The following is a 17,427-nucleotide window of genomic DNA, read 5'->3' as shown; positions in this document are numbered from 1 at the left end:
GGAGCGGTACTTCCAGGCCACGCAGTTGGCGTTGCGCTGGGACTTCCCGCCGGCTGACCGGTCCGGCGACGACATTGCGCCAGCGAACCGGGCCGGCGACGGCGGGTCGAACGGGAAGCACGTTCAAAATAAGCTGAGCGACGGACGGAAGTCAATCGTCGGGGTAGAATCAACCGTGAAACGTTGGTTGACTGGAGGTCTGCGGTGACTGAGCTGATGGCCAGCCGGGTGATCGAGGACGTGGCTACCCTCAAGGCGCTCGCCGACCCCATCCGGATGCGGGTGCTGGAGCTCGCCATGTCCGAGCCCGAGCGGACCTGGACCGCCAAGGAGCTGGCAAACATCGTGGGCGTCGCGCCCACCAAGATCTACTACCACATCAACCAGCTGGAACAGCACCAACTGCTGCACATCCGGGACACCCGGGTGGTCAATGGCATTATCGAGAAGCAGTACGGTGCCGGCCAGCTCAACTTGACCTTCCACCGCCGCTCCGGCGAGGAACCCAGCTCGGTGCACGAGGTGGTGGCCACCCTGCTCGACCAGATCAAGGACGAGATCGAGGCCGGACTCAACGCCGGCACCATCTCCGGTAGCAGTGAGGCGCCCGACCCGGTCCGGATGATGCTCAGCCGGGGGGTCGCCGAGATCCCCGTAGACCGGATCGCCGAGTTCCGCCACGAGCTGCAGGCCCTGATGCGGCGGTTCGAGCAGGCCGGCGTCCCCCGTGACGGCACCACCACCGGTGGGCACCGGTTCGCGATGCTGGTCGGCATGCACCCGCTCGGGTTGTCCTGACCTGACTCGCCTGTCGAGTTCACCCCGTAACCCCGTCAGGCCGGGCAGCCGGGAGCCGACCGTCAGATCCACCGTACGGCGACCCCGGCAGAGAACGCGCCGCTGCGCAGCTCCAACCGGTCCGGGACCAGGTCGCCGCTGACCGTGAAGGCCAGCGGGACCAGCATCCGGCCCCCGGGCGGCACCGGCTCGGCGAAGACGTCCCGGCCGCCGTTCTCCTGCCGGGTCGCCGCCTCGTCCACCCCGACCCAGTCACCGGTCGGCAGATACGCCCGCTGCAACGGCCCGTACCAGAACTGTTCGGTGTCGCTGCGGTTGCGCAGCCCGACCGTGGCGACACACCGCCGATCCTGCCCCTGCCCATCAGCCGGCGCGCAGGCCATCCGGAAGACGGTGAACTCGAAGGCGGCCTCGGTCAGCAGCACCCCGAATCCGCCAGCCGGTGGCGCACCGATCCACCCACTGGGCGGCTGGTTGGCCCGGTCCAGCACCTCGCTGCCGTAGCTCGCCACGCGTACCGCCGCCACCGCCAGCCCGGTCAGCATCGCCAGCAGCAGGCCGAACACCAGCGGCGTCGCCGGGCGCCAGCTGCGCTTAGGGGCGGCCGGCACCGCCGCCGGCAACCGCACCCGCCGCCCGGCCGGGGTGACGACCCGGCGTCGGTCGACCCGGCGCTCCCGCAGCCGGCGGCGCCACCCGTACCCAAGCATCGCCACCACGACGAGTGCCGTCAGCCCGCCGATCAGCGGCATCGACGGGCGCTGCCACCAGGCCGAGTCCGCCGCCTCGATGCCGGCCGTCGGGGTCCACCGGGCGCTCGCGCAGTCGTACGGCAGCGCGGTGTCCCGCTGGTACGCGCAGACCGGGAAGGTCTGCGCGGTGCCGGCACCGCCCGGCCGGAACGACGCGGTGACCGTCTGCCCGCTGTTCGCCGGCAGGCTCAACTGCCAGGTGATCTCCGAGGCATCGACCCGGCCGGCGGCGCCGACGGTGGCCACCGAGGTCATCGTCGGTACGGCCATCCGCAGGGTGACGTCGACCGGTGACACCGTACGGTTGACCGCCTCGACCCGGTAGGTCGCCGCGCTCTGCCCGATCTCGTTGATCGTCACCGCGACCAGTTCCTGCCTCTCGGCCCGTGCCGAAGCAGCCCCCTCGGCCCGTGCCGGTGCCGCGCCCGGTGCCAGGATCCCCCCGCCGACCACCAGAACGGCGCCGAACAGACCGGCCCGCAGCGCACGTCGCCACCATGACATCACCATCTCGTCTCTGCCCCTGACCCGAACGGTAGGCCGGCACCGGCCGTCCGGCCGGCGAAGCGCGGTTCCGCCACCTGATCCGGTGACCGGTGCTAGATTTCCACTTCTCGCAGTGACCGTTGTCGCCCTTCGCCGTGACCGCCGGGGCGGCGCGGGCGCAGGGCGATACATTGACCGGGTGCGTATCGCTCGTTTCGCCCATGGCAAGGGAATGTCGTTCGGAGTCGTCGAGGGGGAGCCGGGAGCCGGCCCCGAGGCGTTGACCGTCGCCGAGGTCGACGGCCACCCGTTCGGCAGGCTGACCTTCACGTCGCAGCGTTGGGCGCTGGCCGACGTCCGGCTGCTGTCGCCGATCCTGCCCAGCAAGGTGGTGTGCGTCGGGCGCAACTACGCCGACCACGCCGCCGAGCACGGTGCCGAGGTGCCGGCCGAGCCGTTACTGTTCCTCAAGCCGTCGACGTCGGTGATCGGTCCACGGGACGCGATCCGACTGCCCGCCCAGTCCCGGCAGGTGGAGCACGAGGCGGAGCTCGCCGTGGTGATCGGACCGCCCGGTGCCCGGCGCGCCGACCGGGCCGCCGCCGAGCGGGCCATCTTCGGCTACACCTGCGCCAACGATGTCACCGCCCGCGACCTGCAGCGGTCGGACGGCCAGTGGACCAGGGCGAAGGGCTTCGACTCGTTCTGCCCGATCGGCCCGTGGATCGTCACCGGGCTGGACGTCACCGACCTGGAGGTCCGCTGCGAGGTGGGTCCGAAGCCGGACGAGATGGACGTACGGCAGCTGGGCCGGACCAAGCAGATGGTCTTCGACGTGCCGACGCTGGTGTCGTACGTGTCACACGTGATGACGCTGCTGCCCGGTGACGTGATCCTGACCGGGACGCCGGCCGGGGTGAGCGAGCTGACCGCCGGCGACACGGTGTCGGTCCGGATCGAGGGCATCGGTGAGCTGGCCAACCCGGTGGTCGCGGCGGACTGAGGCAAACCGCTGCGGTATCCCGATTTGGCGCGCACCATGGGGTCAGGTAGAGTTCTGTCCCGGTGCGGCGAGCACCGATGGGGTATGGGGTAATTGGCAGCCCGACTGATTCTGGTTCAGTTAGTCTAGGTTCGAGTCCTGGTACCCCAGCCACCGATGCCGGAAGGCTCCAGATGGCGTCGGGGTGCTGGTCTCTGTTAGAGTTCGGCACCGTGTCCAACAGGACACAGCAGCACGAAACGGCAGTTTGTACCAGGATAGTTCTGGCCCCGTCGTCTAGCGGCCCAGGACGCCGCCCTCTCAAGGCGGTAGCGCCGGTTCGAATCCGGTCGGGGCTACAGCGCTCAAGGCGCCCTCCTACGGGGGGCGCCTTTTCGTCGGCCCTGTCCGGCTACCCCGCCGCCCGGTCGCCGCTGCCTATAATGCCCGAAACGGCCTGGGCTGCGCAGAGTTACCCGGAGATCAGGGCTTGATCAGAGCACGGCGGGGTGCGGAATCAATGCGGGCTCAGAGCCCGGAGAGCCGTTGGCCGGCGCGGACCACGGCCATGGCGTGCCGCTCACCCGGCCGGCGGCCGAGCCGCTCGATCGGCCCGGAGACGCTGACCGAGGCGATCACCCGGCCGGTGCGGTCCCGGATCGGCGCGGAGACACTGGCCACCCCGGCCTCCCGCTCGGCGACGCTCTGCGCCCAGCCACGTCGGCGCACCTCGGCGAGCGTACGGCCGGTGAACTTGCAGCGGGGCAGTAGCGGCATGACGGCCTCGGGTGGCTCCCAGGCCAGCAGGATCTGGGCGGCGGACCCGGCGGTCATCGGCAGCACCGAGCCGACCGGCACCGTGTCGCGCAGGCCACTGGCCCGCTCGGCGGCGGCGACGCAGATCCGCTCGTCGGCCCGGCGCAGGTAGAGTTGGGCGCTCTCGCCGGTGGCGTCGCGCAGCGCGGCCAGCAGCGGCTCGGCGGCGGTCAGCAACACGTCGGGCGCGGCGTTGGCCAGCTCACCCAACCGGGGGCCGGGCCGCCACCGCCCCTGGGTGTCCCGGACCAGCATCCGGTGGATCTCCAGGGCCTGTGCCAACCGGTGCGCAGTGGCCCGGGGCAGCTTGGTCCGGTCGACGAGTTCGGCGAGGCTGGCGCCGTCCACGCAGGCCGCGAGGATCACCACCGCCTTGTCGAGAACGCCGACACCGCTCATACTGTGTCCCACAAGCCGAAACATACCTCCCAGAATTTAGGATGTCCAGATGGTGGGAGCCACTTCGAAGCAGACATCGCCCAGGACCCTGGCCGAGAAGGTCTGGGACGCGCACGTGGTGCGATCCGCCGCGGGCGAGCCGGACCTGCTCTACATCGATCTGCACCTGCTGCACGAGGTCACCAGCCCGCAGGCCTTCGACGGGCTGCGGCTGGCCGGCCGGCCGGTGCGCCGGACCGATCTGACCCTCGCCACCGAGGATCACAACACCCCGACCGGGTACGCCGACCCGGCGTTCAACGGCCGGCGCGGGGACCTGCTGACCATCAGCGACCCGACATCGCGTACCCAGATCGAGACGCTGCGCCGCAACTGCGCCGAGTTCGGCATCAGGCTGCACGCCCTGGGCGACGACAACCAGGGCATCGTGCACGTCATCGGCCCGCAGCTGGGCCTGACCCAGCCCGGCATGACGATCGTCTGTGGCGACTCGCACACCGCGACCCACGGCGCGTTCGGCGCGCTCGCCTTCGGCATCGGCACCAGCGAGGTCGAGCACGTGCTGGCCACCCAGACGCTGCCGCAGTCCCGGCCGAAGACGATGGCGGTCACCGTCACCGGCGAACTCGGCCCGGGGGTCACCGCCAAGGACCTGGTGCTGGCGCTGATCACCAAGGTCGGCACCGGCGGTGGTCGCGGCTACGTGGTGGAGTACCGGGGCGAGGCGATCCGCCGGCTCTCCATGGAGGGCCGGATGACGGTGGCGAACATGTCCATCGAGTGGGGTGCCAAGGCGGGCATGGTGGCGCCGGACGAGACCACCTTCGCGTACCTCAGGGGCCGGTCGAACGCGCCGCAGGGCGCCGACTGGGACGCCGCCGTGGCCTACTGGTCCAGTCTGGCCACCGACGAGGGGGCGACGTTCGACGCCGAGGTGATCCTGGACGCCAGCGAGATCACGCCGTTCGTGACCTGGGGCACCAACCCCGGGCAGGGCGCCGCGCTGAGCGCCGCCGTGCCCGACCCGGAGCAGTTCGACACCGACGCGGAGCGGGTCGCCGCCCGCCGGGCGCTGGAATACATGGACCTGCGGCCGGGCACCGCGCTGCGCGACGTGCCGGTCGACGTGGTCTTCGTCGGCTCCTGCACCAATGGTCGGCTGGAGGACCTGCGGGTCGCCGCCGATGTGCTGCGCGGGCGCAAGGTCGCCGACGGGGTACGGATGCTCGTGGTGCCCGGATCGGCCAAGGTACGGGAGGCGGCCGAGAACGAAGGGCTGGACAAGGTCTTCGCCGACGCCGGTGCCGAGTGGCGGTTCGCCGGCTGCTCGATGTGCCTGGGCATGAACCCGGACACGCTCAAACCGGGGGAGCGCTCGGCCTCCACCTCCAACCGCAACTTCGAGGGCCGGCAGGGCCGGGGCGGGCGTACCCACCTGGTGTCGCCGCCGGTCGCCGCCGCCACCGCCGTGGTGGGCCGGCTGGCCGCGCCGGCGGACCTCAACTGACCGCCGCTGGACACGCACCACGAGACGGGATCACGACATGGACAAGTTCACCGTGCACACCGGGACCGCCGTCCCGCTGCGCCGTTCTAATGTAGATACCGATCAGATCATCCCGGCGGTGTACCTCAAGCGGGTGACCCGGACCGGCTTCGCCGACGGTCTGTTCAATGCCTGGCGCGAGGATCCGGGATTCGTTCTGAACAATCCTTCGTATTCCGGGGCATCCATTCTCGTCGCTGGCCCCGAGTTCGGCACCGGGTCATCGCGTGAACACGCGGTGTGGGCGCTGCGGGACTGGGGCTTCCGGGCCGTGCTGTCCCCCCGCTTCGGTGACATCTTCCGCGGCAACGCGCTCAAGGAAGGGCTGCTGCCGGTCGAGCTGGGAATGCCCGCCATTGAGGAATTGTGGTCGCTGGTCGAGGCCGATCCGGCCGCCGAGGTGACCGTCGACCTGGCCAGCCGGGAGGTCAGGGCCGGTGCCTCCGGCTGGTCGTTCCCGATCGACGACTTCAGCCGGTGGCGGCTGATGGAGGGATTGGATGACATTGGACTGACCCTGCGTCACGAGTCGGCCATCACCGAGTACGAGCGCGGTCGGTTGTCGTTCAAGCCGGTCGTGGCATAGCGCACAACGCCGAACCGGTCTCTTCCCAACGGGGTTCCCGACGCCGATTCCGCCCCCATCCGGTGGCCCACCAACCGTCCGGCTATACCAACCGGTCGGCTCCGGCCACCGGTTGGGGGCGAATCCGTTACGACACAAGGACTTTTTTCCGGCAGATGTTTGTGTCCTGCCGGTACAGGGCATACCGTGCGCGCAGAATGGCTCGTTGAGTCCAGTTGCACATACGGGAGGGAACTCGTGAACAAGGCAGAGCTCATCGATGCGCTCGCTGCTCGCCTGGGAGACCGCAAGACGGCGACGACGGCGCTCGACGCCGTCTTGGCCGAGGTTCAGTCGGCGGTCACCAAGGGCGACCGGGTGGGTATCACCGGCTTCGGGGTGTTCGAGAAGCGCGTCCGCGCGGCTCGAACAGCGCGCAACCCGCGTACCGGCGAGTCGGTGAAGGTCAAGAAGACCTCGGTGCCGGTCTTCCGGCCCGGCGCGGGCTTCAAGGACATGGTGGCCAGCGGCAAGGCACCGAAGGCCACCGCGGCCAAGTCGACCGCGGCGAAGTCCACGGCGACGAAGGCCACCGCAGCCAAGTCCACGGCGGCCAGGAGCACCGCCCGTGGCGCGGCGAAGTCCACCGGCACGGCCGCCAAGTCGACCGCCACCAAGGCGCCGGCGAAGCGGGCGGCCGGCGGTACGGCGAAGAAGACCGCCGCCGCCAAGACCACCCGGTCCGCGGCGGCCGCGCCGGCCAAGAAGTCCACGGTCAGGAAGACCACCGCGACTCGGTCCACCGCGGCCAAGTCGGCGGCGGCCAAGTCGACCGGAGCCAAGTCGACGGCGGCGAAGAAGTCGCCGGCGAAGAAGGCCCCGGCCCGCAAGCCCGCCGCCCGTAAAACCACCCGCTGAGCCGTCCGGCCACACCGGCCGGACACCACCAGCGCGAAGGCGCCCACCGCCGGTACGGCGGTGGGCGCCTTCGTATATGCGACAGGGCCGCTGACCCGGTCCGCTGGGCCGCCGCAATCGGCCCCGCTAGAGCCGGTCCGCGCCGACCAGCCGCTCCCCGGCGAACGACAACAACCAGCCGCCGCCCTTCGCGGTACGGTGATCCGCCGCCGACCGCCGGGTCAGCACCGTCAACGCGGCCGGGATCACCTTGCCCTGACTGCACACCGCTGCCGGCGTACCGGCCGCCGCCAACTCGCTCAGCCGGCCCGCCGCCGCCAACGCGTTCTCGTCCGGCTGCTGGCCGGCGGCCGGCTCGTCGAACACCGACTCCACTTCGACCGGCAGATCCAGCGCCTGCGCCAGCGGGGCGACCGTCTGCACACACCGCCGGGGCGACGCCGACAGCACCCGACACGGCCCGGTCAGCACCAGCAACGCCGCCAACGCCTGCGCCTGCCGCAGCCCGGCGGTGTCCAACGGGCGGGCACTGTCCGGACCCGGCCAGGTGTCCCGGCTGCCGGCGTGCGCGTGCCGCACCAGGGTGAGCGTCGCGGTCACCGGCGGCAGCTGCGCGAACCCGTGCAGCACCCCGACGTCGTGCCGGTACGTCAACCGCTGCCGCGCCTGCGCCAACGGCAGCCAGCACAGCTCGTCGACCTCGTCGGCGGCGTCAACCGGCACCGGCTCGGACGACGCCTCCACCGCCCGCATCGACCAGTAGTCGACCACCTTCAGGTTGCCGTCCGGCATGGTGTAACGGATCGACGGTAGCCGCACCTGCGGCACCGCCCGGATCCCGGTCTCCTCACCGACCTCCCGGACCGCCGCCACCAACGGACGCTCCGCCGGCTCCAGTTTGCCCTTCGGCAGCGACCAGTCGTCGTGCCGGGGCCGGTGCACCAGACACACCTGCACCGCCCCGCTGTCGTCGGTGCGCCACACCACCCCGCCGGCGGCCCGGACCTCGGTCACGGCAGCCACTTCGTCCGCTGCCCCGCCGCCGCCCGCTCCCAGGCGGTGGCGAACTCCGCCCGCGCCGCACGGATCGCGGCCCGCTCCCGCTCGACCAGCCGGCCGACGGTCACCGCCAACTCGTGGTCGTCCGGGTGCTCGGCCAGCACCTCCTGCCAGGTCTCGGCGGCCACCGCCGCGTCCTGGTGCTCACCGAGCAGGTTCTGCACCTTCGACAACGCCTTCGCCAGCTTCGCCGCGCCACCGCCGATCACCGGCGCCACCGCGTCCACCGCGTACCGGGCCTTCTTGCCGTTGATTCGCACCGCGTGCCAGCGCTCGTCGGATGCGTCCAGGGTCAGATCGGCGGCACCGTCCACACCGCTGCCGCCGAACGCCAACCGGCGCCACGGCTTGGCCACCAGGCGAGGCAGCACCTCGGCCGCCGGGCCGGCCGCCGCCGGGGTCAGTCGCGGCTCCCGGGCCGCCTGCACCAGCATCTCCACCAGGGCAACGTACCGGTCGGAGCGCAGCGTCGCGTCCACCTCGGCCAGTGCCGCCGCCTGCCGGTCGGCGAGCGTCGCGTCGATCAGCTCGACCGCCGCCGACGGTAGCGGCGCCACCGGGTCCGCCCCGGCGGTACGCCGCAACCGGTCCCGCAGCACCTCGGCGTCGCGGGCACCGCCGAGCACCCCGGCGATCCACTTCAGCTCGTCGCGCAGCGCACCCGCCCACTCGCGGTCCACCAACGCCCGGAAGGTCCGCAGGTCGCTGCGCAGCCGCCGGCAACCCACCCGCATCTGGTGCACGGCGGTGTCGTCGTCGCCGACCGGGGCGTGCAGCCGCACCAGCGGGTCGTGCGCCAGGATCCGGGCGACGCCGTCGCGGACCGCCCGGGTGACCACATCGGCGGCGGTCGGCCCGTCCGGCAGGTCCTCGACCGCCGGCAGCTCCGCCGGACCGGCGGCGGCCGCACCCAACGCCCGTACGTGCTTCGGGGTGAACCCGCCGGCAATCGCCCCCGCCGCGACCAATTCGGCCTCGACCTGGTCCAGCAGCGACCGGTTGGCGGCCTTCAGCTCGACCTCCACCTCACGGAACCGCGACCGAATCGTCTTGCCGTCCAACACCGACACCGCGTCGTCGGCCACCTCCACCAGCAGCGCGTCGTCGGCGTCGCGCAACTCCAGCACCGTGCGTACCGTGCGCACCGTCGCGGCCGGCGTCAGCTCCACCCCCCGCGAGTACGCGGTGACCAGCCACACCAGCTCGGCCGGCGGCTTGCCGCGCTTACCGGACCGGCTGATCTCGTGCCGTACGCCGGGCGCGTCGGCGGGTAGCTTCACCGTCCACGGCTTCGAGTCGCCCACCCGGTGGCGCAGCGACACCCCGGCGCGGGCCAGCCGCAGATCCGGGGTGTCGTAGTAGGTGGCGGTCAGCTTCGCCGCCGGCTGCTGCACCAGCCGGCCACCGTCCGGCAGACAGCCGGACAGGTCCGGCACGGTGAAACCCGGCTCGACCTCGTACTTGCGTTCCTCCTCCACCATCGGGCCAGCCTAGCGCCGCCCGCCCGAGGTCGCCGCTGTCGACAGGGCGCCGCCGGCCCGCCGACCGCCGGTGACAGCAGGAGCTATTTGCCGGTGCCGATGAACCGCCGGAGCAGCCGCTCCTGCAGATGCACCAGCGGCCGCTCGTCGGTCGACCGGTGCCGGCTCCAGGTGCCGTCCGGGTGCAGCTCGAACGACTCGCAGTCCGGGCTGAACGCGTCGCTCATCAGCTGGTCCAGCTCGGCGCGGGCCACCGGGTCGGTCACCTGCACCAGCGCCTCCACCCGGCGGTCCAGGTTGCGGTGCATCAGGTCGGAGGAGCCGATCCAGAACTCCACGTCGCCGTCGTTGCCGAACCGGAACACCCGGGAATGCTCCAGGAACCGGCCGAGGATCGACCGGACCCGGATGTTGTCCGACAGCCCCGGCACCCCGGGCCGCAGCGTGCACATCCCCCGGATCAGCAGATCCACCTGTACGCCGGCCTGCGACGCCCGGTACAGCGCGTCCACCAGCTCCTCGTCGACCAGCGAGTTCACCTTGATCTGGACCAGCCCGCCCCGGCCCTCGCGGACGTGGGCGACCTCCCGCCCGATCCGCTCGATCAGCCCGCTGCGCACCCCGTGCGGGGCGACCAGCAGCCGCCGGTACGCGGTCTGCCGGCTGTAGCCGGTCAACACGTTGAACAGGTCGGTCAGGTCGGCGCCGACCTCCGGGTCGGCGGTCAGCATGCCGAAGTCCTCGTACAGCCTGGCCGTCTTCGGGTGGTAGTTGCCGGTGCCGATGTGGCAGTAGCGGCGGATCTGGTTGCCCTCCTGGCGTACCACCAGGGCGGTCTTGCAGTGGGTCTTCAGCCCGACCAGGCCGTACACGACGTGGCAGCCGGCCCGTTCCAGCATCCGCGCCCAGCCGATGTTGGCCTGTTCGTCGAACCGGGCCTTCACCTCGACCAGCACCACCACCTGCTTGCCGGCGGCGGCCGCCTCGATCAGCGCGTCGACGATCGGCGAGTCGCCGCTGGTGCGGTACAGCGTCTGCTTGATCGCCAGGACGAGCGGGTCGGCCGCGGCCTGCTCGATGAACCGCTGCACGCTGGTGGAGAACGAGTGGTACGGGTGGTGCACCAGGATGTCGCCGTCGCGCAGGGTGGCGAAGACGCTGCGCGGCACCTCGCCCTCGACCAGCCGCGGGTGGGTGGCCGGCACGAACGGGCGGTCCTTGAGGTCCGACCGGTCGGAGCTCTCGTACACCTGCCACAACGCGGACAGGTCCAGCAGCCCCGGCACCCGCAGCACGTCGTGGCTGTCCATGTCCAGCTCGCGGACCAGCAGGTCGAGCATGTGGTCGGAGATGGAGGCGGCCACCTCCAGCCGAACCGGCGGGCCGAACCGGCGCTGGGCGAGCTCCCGCTCCAGCGACTGCAGCAGATCCTCGTCGCGGTCCTCGTCGACTTCGAAGTCGGCGTTGCGGGTCACCCGGAACAGGTGGCACTCCACCACCTGCATGCCGGAGAACAGCTGGCCGAGCTGGGCGGCGATCAGATCCTCGACCGGCAGGAACCGGGCGCCCAGCCCTTCCTGGCTGACCACCACGAACCGGGGCACGTTGTTCGGCACCTTGATCCGGGCGAACAGCTCCGGGCCGCCGTCGGGGTCACGGACCGCGACGGCCAGGTTCAACGACCGGCTGGAGATGTACGGAAACGGGTGCGCCGGGTCGACGGCCAGCGGGGTCAGCACCGGGAAGATGTGCTCCCGGAAGTAGGTGCGCAGCCCTTCCCGCTCACCGGTGCTCAGATCGCTCCACCGGATCAGGTGGATGCCCTCGGCGGCCAGCCGGGGCCGGACCTCCTCGGTGAAGCAGCGGGCGTGCCGGGCGACCAGGCCGGCGGTCTTCGCCGCGATCAGCTCCAACTGGGTACGCAGCGGCAGCCGGTCGCCGCCGCGTACCGGCAGCCCGGCCTGCAGCCGGCGTTTCAGCCCGGCGATGCGGACCATGAAGAACTCGTCGAGGTTGCTGGCGAAGATGGCCAGGAACTTGGCCCGCTCCAGCAGCGCCGTCTGCGGGTCCTCGGCCAGCTCGATCACCCGGGCGTTGAAATCGAGCCAGGACAGCTCCCGGTTGAGGAACCGGTCGTCGGGCAGCGGCTGGCGGGCCAGCGTGGCCGGCTCGTCCGGCTCGGCCGGCTCGGCGGTGTCCGACACCGGGTTGGCCGGGTCGGGGGCCTGCACCGGCAGCGGCGCGGCCGGCGCGTCGGTCGCGGACTCCGCCTCCGGCGCCGGCTCGGTGGTCTCCGGTGCTGCCTGCGGTGCCGCCTTGGCCCGCCGGCGGGCGGTGCCGCCTGCTGACTTGCGGGCGCTGCTGGCCGTGGACCTGCGAGCGGTGCCGGCCGTCGATTTGCGGGCGGTGCCGCCGGCCGGTTTCCGGGCGGTGCCGTTCGACGACTGGCGGCGGGCCGGCCGGGGCGTCGCGGTCGCGCCGTCGTCGGCAGCGGGCTGGTCGGCGGCAGACTGGTCGGTGCCGGCGGGCTGGTCAGCGGTGGGCTGGTCGGCTGCGCGGCGCGGACGGGCGGCGGCGCGCCTGGAGGGGGCGGGCGTCACCCGGTAATCATGACCTGATCACGGTGAACTTGGCATAAATTCGCCCGGCTCCAGCTAGCCGAATGTGGGCAACGTGACGCGGTTAACGTGCCCGGACTCGTCACGCTCGATGCGTACCCGCTGACCCAGCCGCAGCAGCCGCAACCCGGAAGCGTCGAACGCGGCCGCCGGGAACGCCAGCTCCGCCCCGTCGTCGAGCAGCACCGTGCCGCTGCGGGTCGCCGGATCGAAGGTGGCCACCGTGCCCTGCATCTCAGCTCACCGACCTGTGTCGCATGTCAGCACGGTACCCGCTGGCGTGCAGCGCGGCGGTGTACCGACCCAGGCCGAGCCGGGCCGCGTCGGCGAGGTCGGCGGCGGTGTCCACGTCGCGGCGCAGCGTCGGCCAGTCCCCGCCGCGCCGGACGGCACCCGACCGTTGATGCCGTACCGCCGATCCGGCACCGAAGCCCGGCCGCAGCGCAGTGCCGACGGCGGCCGCCAGCAGCACCGTGCCGGTGCCGGCGGCGTCCGGGACGAACCAGCGGGCGGCAGCGCCTCCGGTGTCGAGGGCGGCGGCCAGCTCCGCCGGCCGCAACGCCGGCAGGTCAGCGGTCAACGCGGCGACCGGCCGGCCGCCGTCGACCGTCGCGGCCCCGTGCGCCACCGCCGCGTTCAGCCCGCTCACCTCCGGCGCGCCGACCTCCGGGCCGCCGAGGTCTGGGGCGGCGAGCTCCGGGTCGGCGACGGTACGGGCACCGAGCGCGCCCAACGCGGCGTCGGCCGCCGGATCCGAGGTGACCACCACCACCTCGGCGACCAACGGGCAGGCCAGCGCGGCGGCGACGGTGTCGCGGGCCAGGGCCAGCGCCAGCTCCTCATGCGGTACGCCGTCGAGCGCGCCCCGCAGCCGGCTCTTCGCCACCGCGAGCCGCTTGACCGGCAGCACCACCGACCAGGTCGCGTTCCGCACCGCTCCATCCTGCCGGCTGGGCTCGCATTGGCTCTGGCCGGGTCGGACAGGGCATGATTCGCTGCGTCGGTCGGCAAGACGGCGGTCGGGTGCGGTGACCCGGTGGTGGCCAGGGTGGTGGCCAGGGTGCGGTGACGAGGAGGATCGGGTGGCGCGGCGGAAACTGGGCTTCTGGCGACGCTTCATCGTGATGGTGGTCAAACCGACCCTGCTCGCGTGGACGAAGCGGAGCTGGTCCGGGATGCAGCACATCCCCGGCACCGGTGGGGTGATCGTCGTCGCCAACCACATGTCGCACGCCGACCCGATGGTCATCGGTCACTTCCTCTACGAGGCCGGCCGCTGGCCCCGGTTCCTCGGCAAGGCCAGCCTGTTCACCATCCCGGTCATCGGGCGCTGGCTGCTCAAGGTGAAGCAGATCCCGGTGCACCGGGGCAGCGTCGACGCGATCAAGTCGCTGGAGGCGGCGATCGTCGGCGTCGACGAAGGCGGCGCGTTGGTGATCTACCCGGAGGGGACCACCACCCGCGAGCCGGACCTGTGGCCGATGCGCGGCAAGACCGGCGCGGCCCGCCTGGCGTTGACCACCGGCGCCCCGGTCGTGCCGGTGGCGATGTGGGGTCCGCAGCAGATGTACGACCCGCGGACCGGGAAACTGAACCTGCTGCCCGGCCGGAAGGTGACCGTCGTCGCCGGTGAACCTTTCGACCTGAGTAGATGGGCCGGGGTCGAGCCGACCCGGGCGGTGCTGGAGGAGATCACCGAGACCATGATGCTGCGACTGCGGGACATGGTCGCCGAGATCCGGGGCGGCGAGGCCCCTCCGCTGTACACCCCGAGCGCCCGCCGCAACAGCCGGACCACCGGCACTCCGGAGCCGGGACAGTGACCGGGACCGGCCGGGCCGTCGTCCTGGGCGCCGGCTCGTGGGGGACCGCGTACGCCAAGGTGCTCGCCGACGCCGGCGCCGACGTGGTCCTCTGGGCCCGGCGCGAGCAGGTCGCCGCCGCGATCCGCGAGTACGGCACCAACCCCGACTACCTGCCGGCGGTGCGGCTGCCCGACCGGGTCACCGCCACCAGCGACGCCGCCGAGGCGATCAAGGGCGCGGGGCTGGTCGTGCTCGCCGTACCGTCGCAGACGCTGCGCGGCAACCTGGGTGACTGGGCCGCGCACATCGGCCCCGACGCGACCCTGGTCAGCCTGATGAAGGGGATCGAACTCGGCACCACCAAGCGGATGAGCGAGGTGATCGTCGAGACCACCGGGGTCGGCCCGGACCGGGTGGTGGTGGTCTCCGGCCCCAACCTGGCCGCCGAGATCGCCGCCGAGCAGCCGGCCGCCAGCGTCGTCGCCGGCACCGACACCGCGCGCACCGCCGCCGTGCAGCAGGCGATGCTCACCGGCTACCTGCGGCCGTACACCAACGACGACGTGATCGGCTGCGAGCTGGGCGGAGCGGTGAAGAACGTGATCGCCCTGGCGTACGGCATCGCCACCGCGATGCGCCTCGGTGACAACACCAAGGCCACCCTGATCACCCGGGGGCTGGCCGAGACGGCCCGGCTGGGGGTGGCGCTCGGTGCCGACCCGCTGACCTTCTCCGGGCTGGCCGGCCTCGGTGACCTGGTCGCCACCTGCTCGTCGCCGCTGTCGCGCAACCGGACGTTCGGCGAGCACCTGGGCCGGGGGGAGACCCTGGAACAGGCGCAGGCCGCCACCCGGCAGACCGCCGAAGGGGTGAAGAGCTGCCTGTCGATCCGGGACCTGGCCCGCGCGCACGGGGTGGAGATGCCGATCACCGAGCAGGTGGAACGGATCTGCCACGAGGGCCTGGACCCGCGTACCGCGTTGACGCTGCTGATGACGCGGGCCACGAAACCGGAATAGGCTCTGCCGCCGGCCGGCGGCGTTGGTCAGGATGAAGGCCATGACCGCTACTTCCCGCGACCCGGGGTACGGCGACGGCACCCGGTGCGTTGCCGCCGGGCTGCCCGAGCCGACCCCCGGCCAGCCGTTCCTGCCCGGCCCGGTGTTCGCCGCCCCGTACCACTTGGACCCGGTGACCGGGCCGGCGCCGGACCGCGACGGCTACGCCCGGGAGGACAACCCGACCCGGCGGGCGCTCGAATCGGCCATCGGTGACCTGGAAGGCGGCGACACGCTCGTCTTCGCCAGCGGCCAGGCGGCGATCACCGCGCTGCTGCTGACCACGCTGCGGCCCGGCGACACGGTGCTGCTGCCCGCCGACGGCTACTTCACCGTGCGGGCGTTGGCCGCCACGGTGCTGGAGCCGATCGGCGTCACCGTGCGGCTGATGCCGACCGTCGGGCCGTACCCGGACTTCGCCGGGGTGCGGCTGGTGCTGCTGGAAACCCCGGCCAACCCGGGGCTGGACGTCTGCGACGTCGCCGTGCTCGCGGCGGCGGCGCGCGACGCCGGGGCGCTGGTCGCGGTCGACAACAGTGCGCCGACCCCGCTCGGGCAGCGGCCGCTGGACCTGGGCGCGGACATCGTGGTCGCCTCCGGCACCAAGGCGCTGACCGGTCACTCGGATCTGCTGCTCGGCTACCTGGCGACCCGCTCGGCGGCGGCGCTGGCTGATGTGAAGCGGTGGCGCAAGCTGACCGGGTCGGTGCCGGGCCCGTTCGACTGCTGGCTCGCCCACCGGTCACTGGCCACCCTGGACCTGCGGCTGGCCCGCCAGTCAGCCAACGCGGAAGCGGTCGCCGCCGCGCTGGTCGGGCGTGGTGACGTCACCGGCGTACGCTGGCCCGGCCTGCCGACCGATCCGTCGTACGCGGTCGCGGCGGCGCAGATGCGGCGCATCCCGGGGATCGTGTCGTTCGACCTGGACGACGCCGACCGGGTCGGCCGGTTCCTGACCGCGTCGAAACTGGTGTCGGCGGCCACGTCGTTCGGTGGTCTGCACACGGCCGCCGACCGGCGGGCCCAGTGGGGTGACGACACGTCACCGGGCTTCGTCCGGCTCTCCTGCGGCATCGAAGACACTGTGGACCTAGTGCGCGACATCACCGCCACCCTGGACGCCACCTGACAGACTCGGCCCCGTGGGAGCCAGCGCACGGGAAGCGGGATCCGGGTGACGGAGCAGGAGCCAAGTGGAGGCCCGCCGTCCGGCTACCGGCGGCTGGCGGTCTACCGGCTGAGCGTCTGGTTTCTGCGGTCGATGGCCGTGGCGTTGCCCTGCATCTTCATCTGGCCGCAGGTCTGGTTCGTGTTGCCAATCGTCATCGTGTTCGGGCTGATCGTGACGTCGCCGCTGCGCTACCTGGCCCACTTCGAATGGAGGATGCCGATGCTCGACCTCGATGCGTCAGTGCTCAAGGACGCGTTGGACGTACGGTACTGGTGAAATCTGGGATAGAGGTGCGGTCATGTCGAGCCTGTTAGTGGTAGCCACACTGCTCCTGGGGACCAGCCTCATCGGGGCGGGCTTCGTTATCCTCCTTATCGGAGGTGTGCCAGTGCTGGCTGGCTTTCAGCGCCGAGATCTCGGATTGATGTACCTCCTTCCGGGGATAGGAATTATTCTGCTGCAAGCCGCGAGGTTCGCAGACGGCACTGTGGCGCTCCTCTTCTTCCTCGCTGGGCTTGGGGTAGTCATCTGCGGCGGCACGTTGGCGATTTACTGCTCATGGCTGGCCTGGGGCAGGGGCCGGCGAGAAGATTTTCGTACTCCCGCGAGATGACGTATCAGGTGAGAGGTTCCGTCGTGGTTACCCGGGACGCCAATGGGAATGTCGGGACCTCTGGTGGCTATAGCGTGACGGCATATGAATCCTGGAGCTTCGACAGAAGTGAAAAGTTGCAAGGGGTCCCTTTTAGTGGACCCGCCGACGCTGCCGGTTTTGGATTGGCCCGCGAGTTCGCGGTGGTCGGGACGAGCGGTTATCATTCCTGGTAGGGTCAGTTGTCCGATTCCAAGGAAGGCCAATTGTGTCATGCGCGAAGGGGCGGATTTGAAGCGACTAGTCTTGACGGCGGTCTTAGCCTCGATCCACCGATGAAGGTTGGACCGGCAGGACCCCGGATGTAGAAAGTGCCCTCTG

The 17,427-nt window shown here is 71.5% G+C and carries 16 protein-coding genes and 2 tRNA genes; 11 read left to right on the top strand and 7 right to left on the bottom strand.

The features are described 5' to 3' along the window. Nucleotides 1–204: 204 nt before the first annotated feature. Nucleotides 205–798 (top strand): helix-turn-helix domain-containing protein, encoded by a 594-nt coding sequence (locus ACFHWU_RS12135; protein ID WP_416590587.1) that lies wholly within the window; start codon nucleotides 205–207, stop codon nucleotides 796–798. A 62-nt stretch (nucleotides 799–860) separates the two neighbouring features. On the opposite strand, the gene ACFHWU_RS12130 is transcribed toward ACFHWU_RS12135, so the two are convergent. Then, complete coding sequence (locus ACFHWU_RS12130; RefSeq protein ID WP_416553743.1) at nucleotides 861–2,054, bottom strand: hypothetical protein; 1,194 nt, start codon at nucleotides 2,052–2,054, stop codon at nucleotides 861–863. Between the two features lie 181 nt (nucleotides 2,055–2,235). Here ACFHWU_RS12130 and ACFHWU_RS12125 point away from each other — a divergent pair, with 181 nt between their 5' ends. The 3 genes from ACFHWU_RS12125 (at nucleotide 2,236) to ACFHWU_RS12115 (ending at nucleotide 3,377) form a co-directional block, all read left to right on the top strand. Next, the gene (locus tag ACFHWU_RS12125) at nucleotides 2,236–3,039 is read left to right on the top strand and encodes a fumarylacetoacetate hydrolase family protein (protein WP_416553745.1); all 804 of its coding nucleotides are present in this window, start codon (nucleotides 2,236–2,238) and stop codon (nucleotides 3,037–3,039) included. Nucleotides 3,040–3,117: 78 nt separating this feature from the next. Then, a tRNA-Gln gene (locus ACFHWU_RS12120) sits at nucleotides 3,118–3,192 on the top strand. A 112-nt stretch (nucleotides 3,193–3,304) separates the two neighbouring features. Beyond that, nucleotides 3,305–3,377, top strand: a tRNA-Glu gene (locus ACFHWU_RS12115). A 169-nt stretch (nucleotides 3,378–3,546) separates the two neighbouring features. On the opposite strand, the gene ACFHWU_RS12110 is transcribed toward ACFHWU_RS12115, so the two are convergent. Continuing rightward, nucleotides 3,547–4,233 (bottom strand): IclR family transcriptional regulator, encoded by a 687-nt coding sequence (locus tag ACFHWU_RS12110; protein ID WP_123600449.1) that lies wholly within the window; start codon nucleotides 4,231–4,233, stop codon nucleotides 3,547–3,549. A gap of 49 nt (nucleotides 4,234–4,282) precedes the next feature. Between ACFHWU_RS12110 and leuC the strand changes: the two genes are divergently transcribed. The 3 genes from leuC (at nucleotide 4,283) to ACFHWU_RS12095 (ending at nucleotide 7,262) form a co-directional block, all read left to right on the top strand. Next, nucleotides 4,283–5,740, top strand: coding sequence for a 3-isopropylmalate dehydratase large subunit (gene leuC, locus ACFHWU_RS12105; RefSeq protein ID WP_416553747.1), 1,458 nt, complete (start codon nucleotides 4,283–4,285; stop codon nucleotides 5,738–5,740). 37 nt (nucleotides 5,741–5,777) lie between these two features. Then, nucleotides 5,778–6,365 carry a 3-isopropylmalate dehydratase small subunit gene (leuD, locus tag ACFHWU_RS12100; RefSeq protein ID WP_416553749.1) on the top strand — a complete coding sequence of 196 codons (588 nt, stop codon included), beginning with the start codon at nucleotides 5,778–5,780 and terminating at the stop codon, nucleotides 6,363–6,365. A gap of 237 nt (nucleotides 6,366–6,602) precedes the next feature. Further along, a complete protein-coding gene (locus ACFHWU_RS12095; RefSeq protein ID WP_416553751.1) occupies nucleotides 6,603–7,262 on the top strand; it encodes an HU family DNA-binding protein in 660 nt (219 codons plus the stop codon). Between the two features lie 126 nt (nucleotides 7,263–7,388). On the opposite strand, the gene ACFHWU_RS12090 is transcribed toward ACFHWU_RS12095, so the two are convergent. The 5 genes from ACFHWU_RS12090 to cofC form a co-directional block, all read right to left on the bottom strand. Continuing rightward, nucleotides 7,389–8,285: an NUDIX domain-containing protein gene (locus ACFHWU_RS12090; RefSeq protein WP_416553753.1), complete on the bottom strand. Its 897-nt coding sequence runs from the start codon at nucleotides 8,283–8,285 to the stop codon at nucleotides 7,389–7,391. Then, nucleotides 8,273–9,802 carry a CHAD domain-containing protein gene (locus ACFHWU_RS12085; protein ID WP_416590586.1) on the bottom strand — a complete coding sequence of 510 codons (1,530 nt, stop codon included), beginning with the start codon at nucleotides 9,800–9,802 and terminating at the stop codon, nucleotides 8,273–8,275. Before ACFHWU_RS12085 ends, ACFHWU_RS12090 begins: the two co-directional genes overlap by 13 nt. 83 nt (nucleotides 9,803–9,885) lie before the next feature. Then, nucleotides 9,886–12,039, bottom strand: a complete 2,154-nt coding sequence (locus ACFHWU_RS12080; protein WP_416553789.1) for an RNA degradosome polyphosphate kinase — start codon at nucleotides 12,037–12,039, stop codon at nucleotides 9,886–9,888. 417 nt (nucleotides 12,040–12,456) lie between these two features. Next, nucleotides 12,457–12,654 carry a cold-shock protein gene (locus tag ACFHWU_RS12075; RefSeq protein WP_123600457.1) on the bottom strand — a complete coding sequence of 66 codons (198 nt, stop codon included), beginning with the start codon at nucleotides 12,652–12,654 and terminating at the stop codon, nucleotides 12,457–12,459. Nucleotide 12,655: 1 nt separating this feature from the next. Beyond that, nucleotides 12,656–13,354, bottom strand: a complete 699-nt coding sequence (gene cofC, locus ACFHWU_RS12070; protein ID WP_416590585.1) for a 2-phospho-L-lactate guanylyltransferase — start codon at nucleotides 13,352–13,354, stop codon at nucleotides 12,656–12,658. A gap of 148 nt (nucleotides 13,355–13,502) precedes the next feature. On the opposite strand from cofC, the gene ACFHWU_RS12065 reads away from it, so the two are divergent. From ACFHWU_RS12065 to ACFHWU_RS12050, 4 genes are read left to right on the top strand one after another with little or no spacing between them, the layout of a single operon-like run. Further along, complete coding sequence (locus ACFHWU_RS12065) at nucleotides 13,503–14,243, top strand: lysophospholipid acyltransferase family protein (protein ID WP_416590584.1); 741 nt, start codon at nucleotides 13,503–13,505, stop codon at nucleotides 14,241–14,243. Then, nucleotides 14,240–15,244 (top strand): NAD(P)H-dependent glycerol-3-phosphate dehydrogenase, encoded by a 1,005-nt coding sequence (locus tag ACFHWU_RS12060; RefSeq protein ID WP_278167744.1) that lies wholly within the window; start codon nucleotides 14,240–14,242, stop codon nucleotides 15,242–15,244. The genes ACFHWU_RS12065 and ACFHWU_RS12060 overlap by 4 nt, the downstream gene beginning before the upstream one ends. 40 nt (nucleotides 15,245–15,284) lie before the next feature. Then, complete coding sequence (locus ACFHWU_RS12055) at nucleotides 15,285–16,412, top strand: cystathionine gamma-lyase (RefSeq protein WP_416590583.1); 1,128 nt, start codon at nucleotides 15,285–15,287, stop codon at nucleotides 16,410–16,412. A gap of 45 nt (nucleotides 16,413–16,457) precedes the next feature. Further along, nucleotides 16,458–16,730, top strand: a complete 273-nt coding sequence (locus ACFHWU_RS12050) for a hypothetical protein (protein ID WP_416590582.1) — start codon at nucleotides 16,458–16,460, stop codon at nucleotides 16,728–16,730. The last annotated feature ends 697 nt before the right edge of the window (nucleotides 16,731–17,427 follow it).

This window comes from Micromonospora sp. LOL_015 (genome assembly GCF_048060275.1).
Lineage (GTDB): Bacteria > Actinomycetota > Actinomycetes > Mycobacteriales > Micromonosporaceae > Micromonospora_E.
This window is presented reverse-complemented; position numbering and strand designations above follow the sequence as displayed.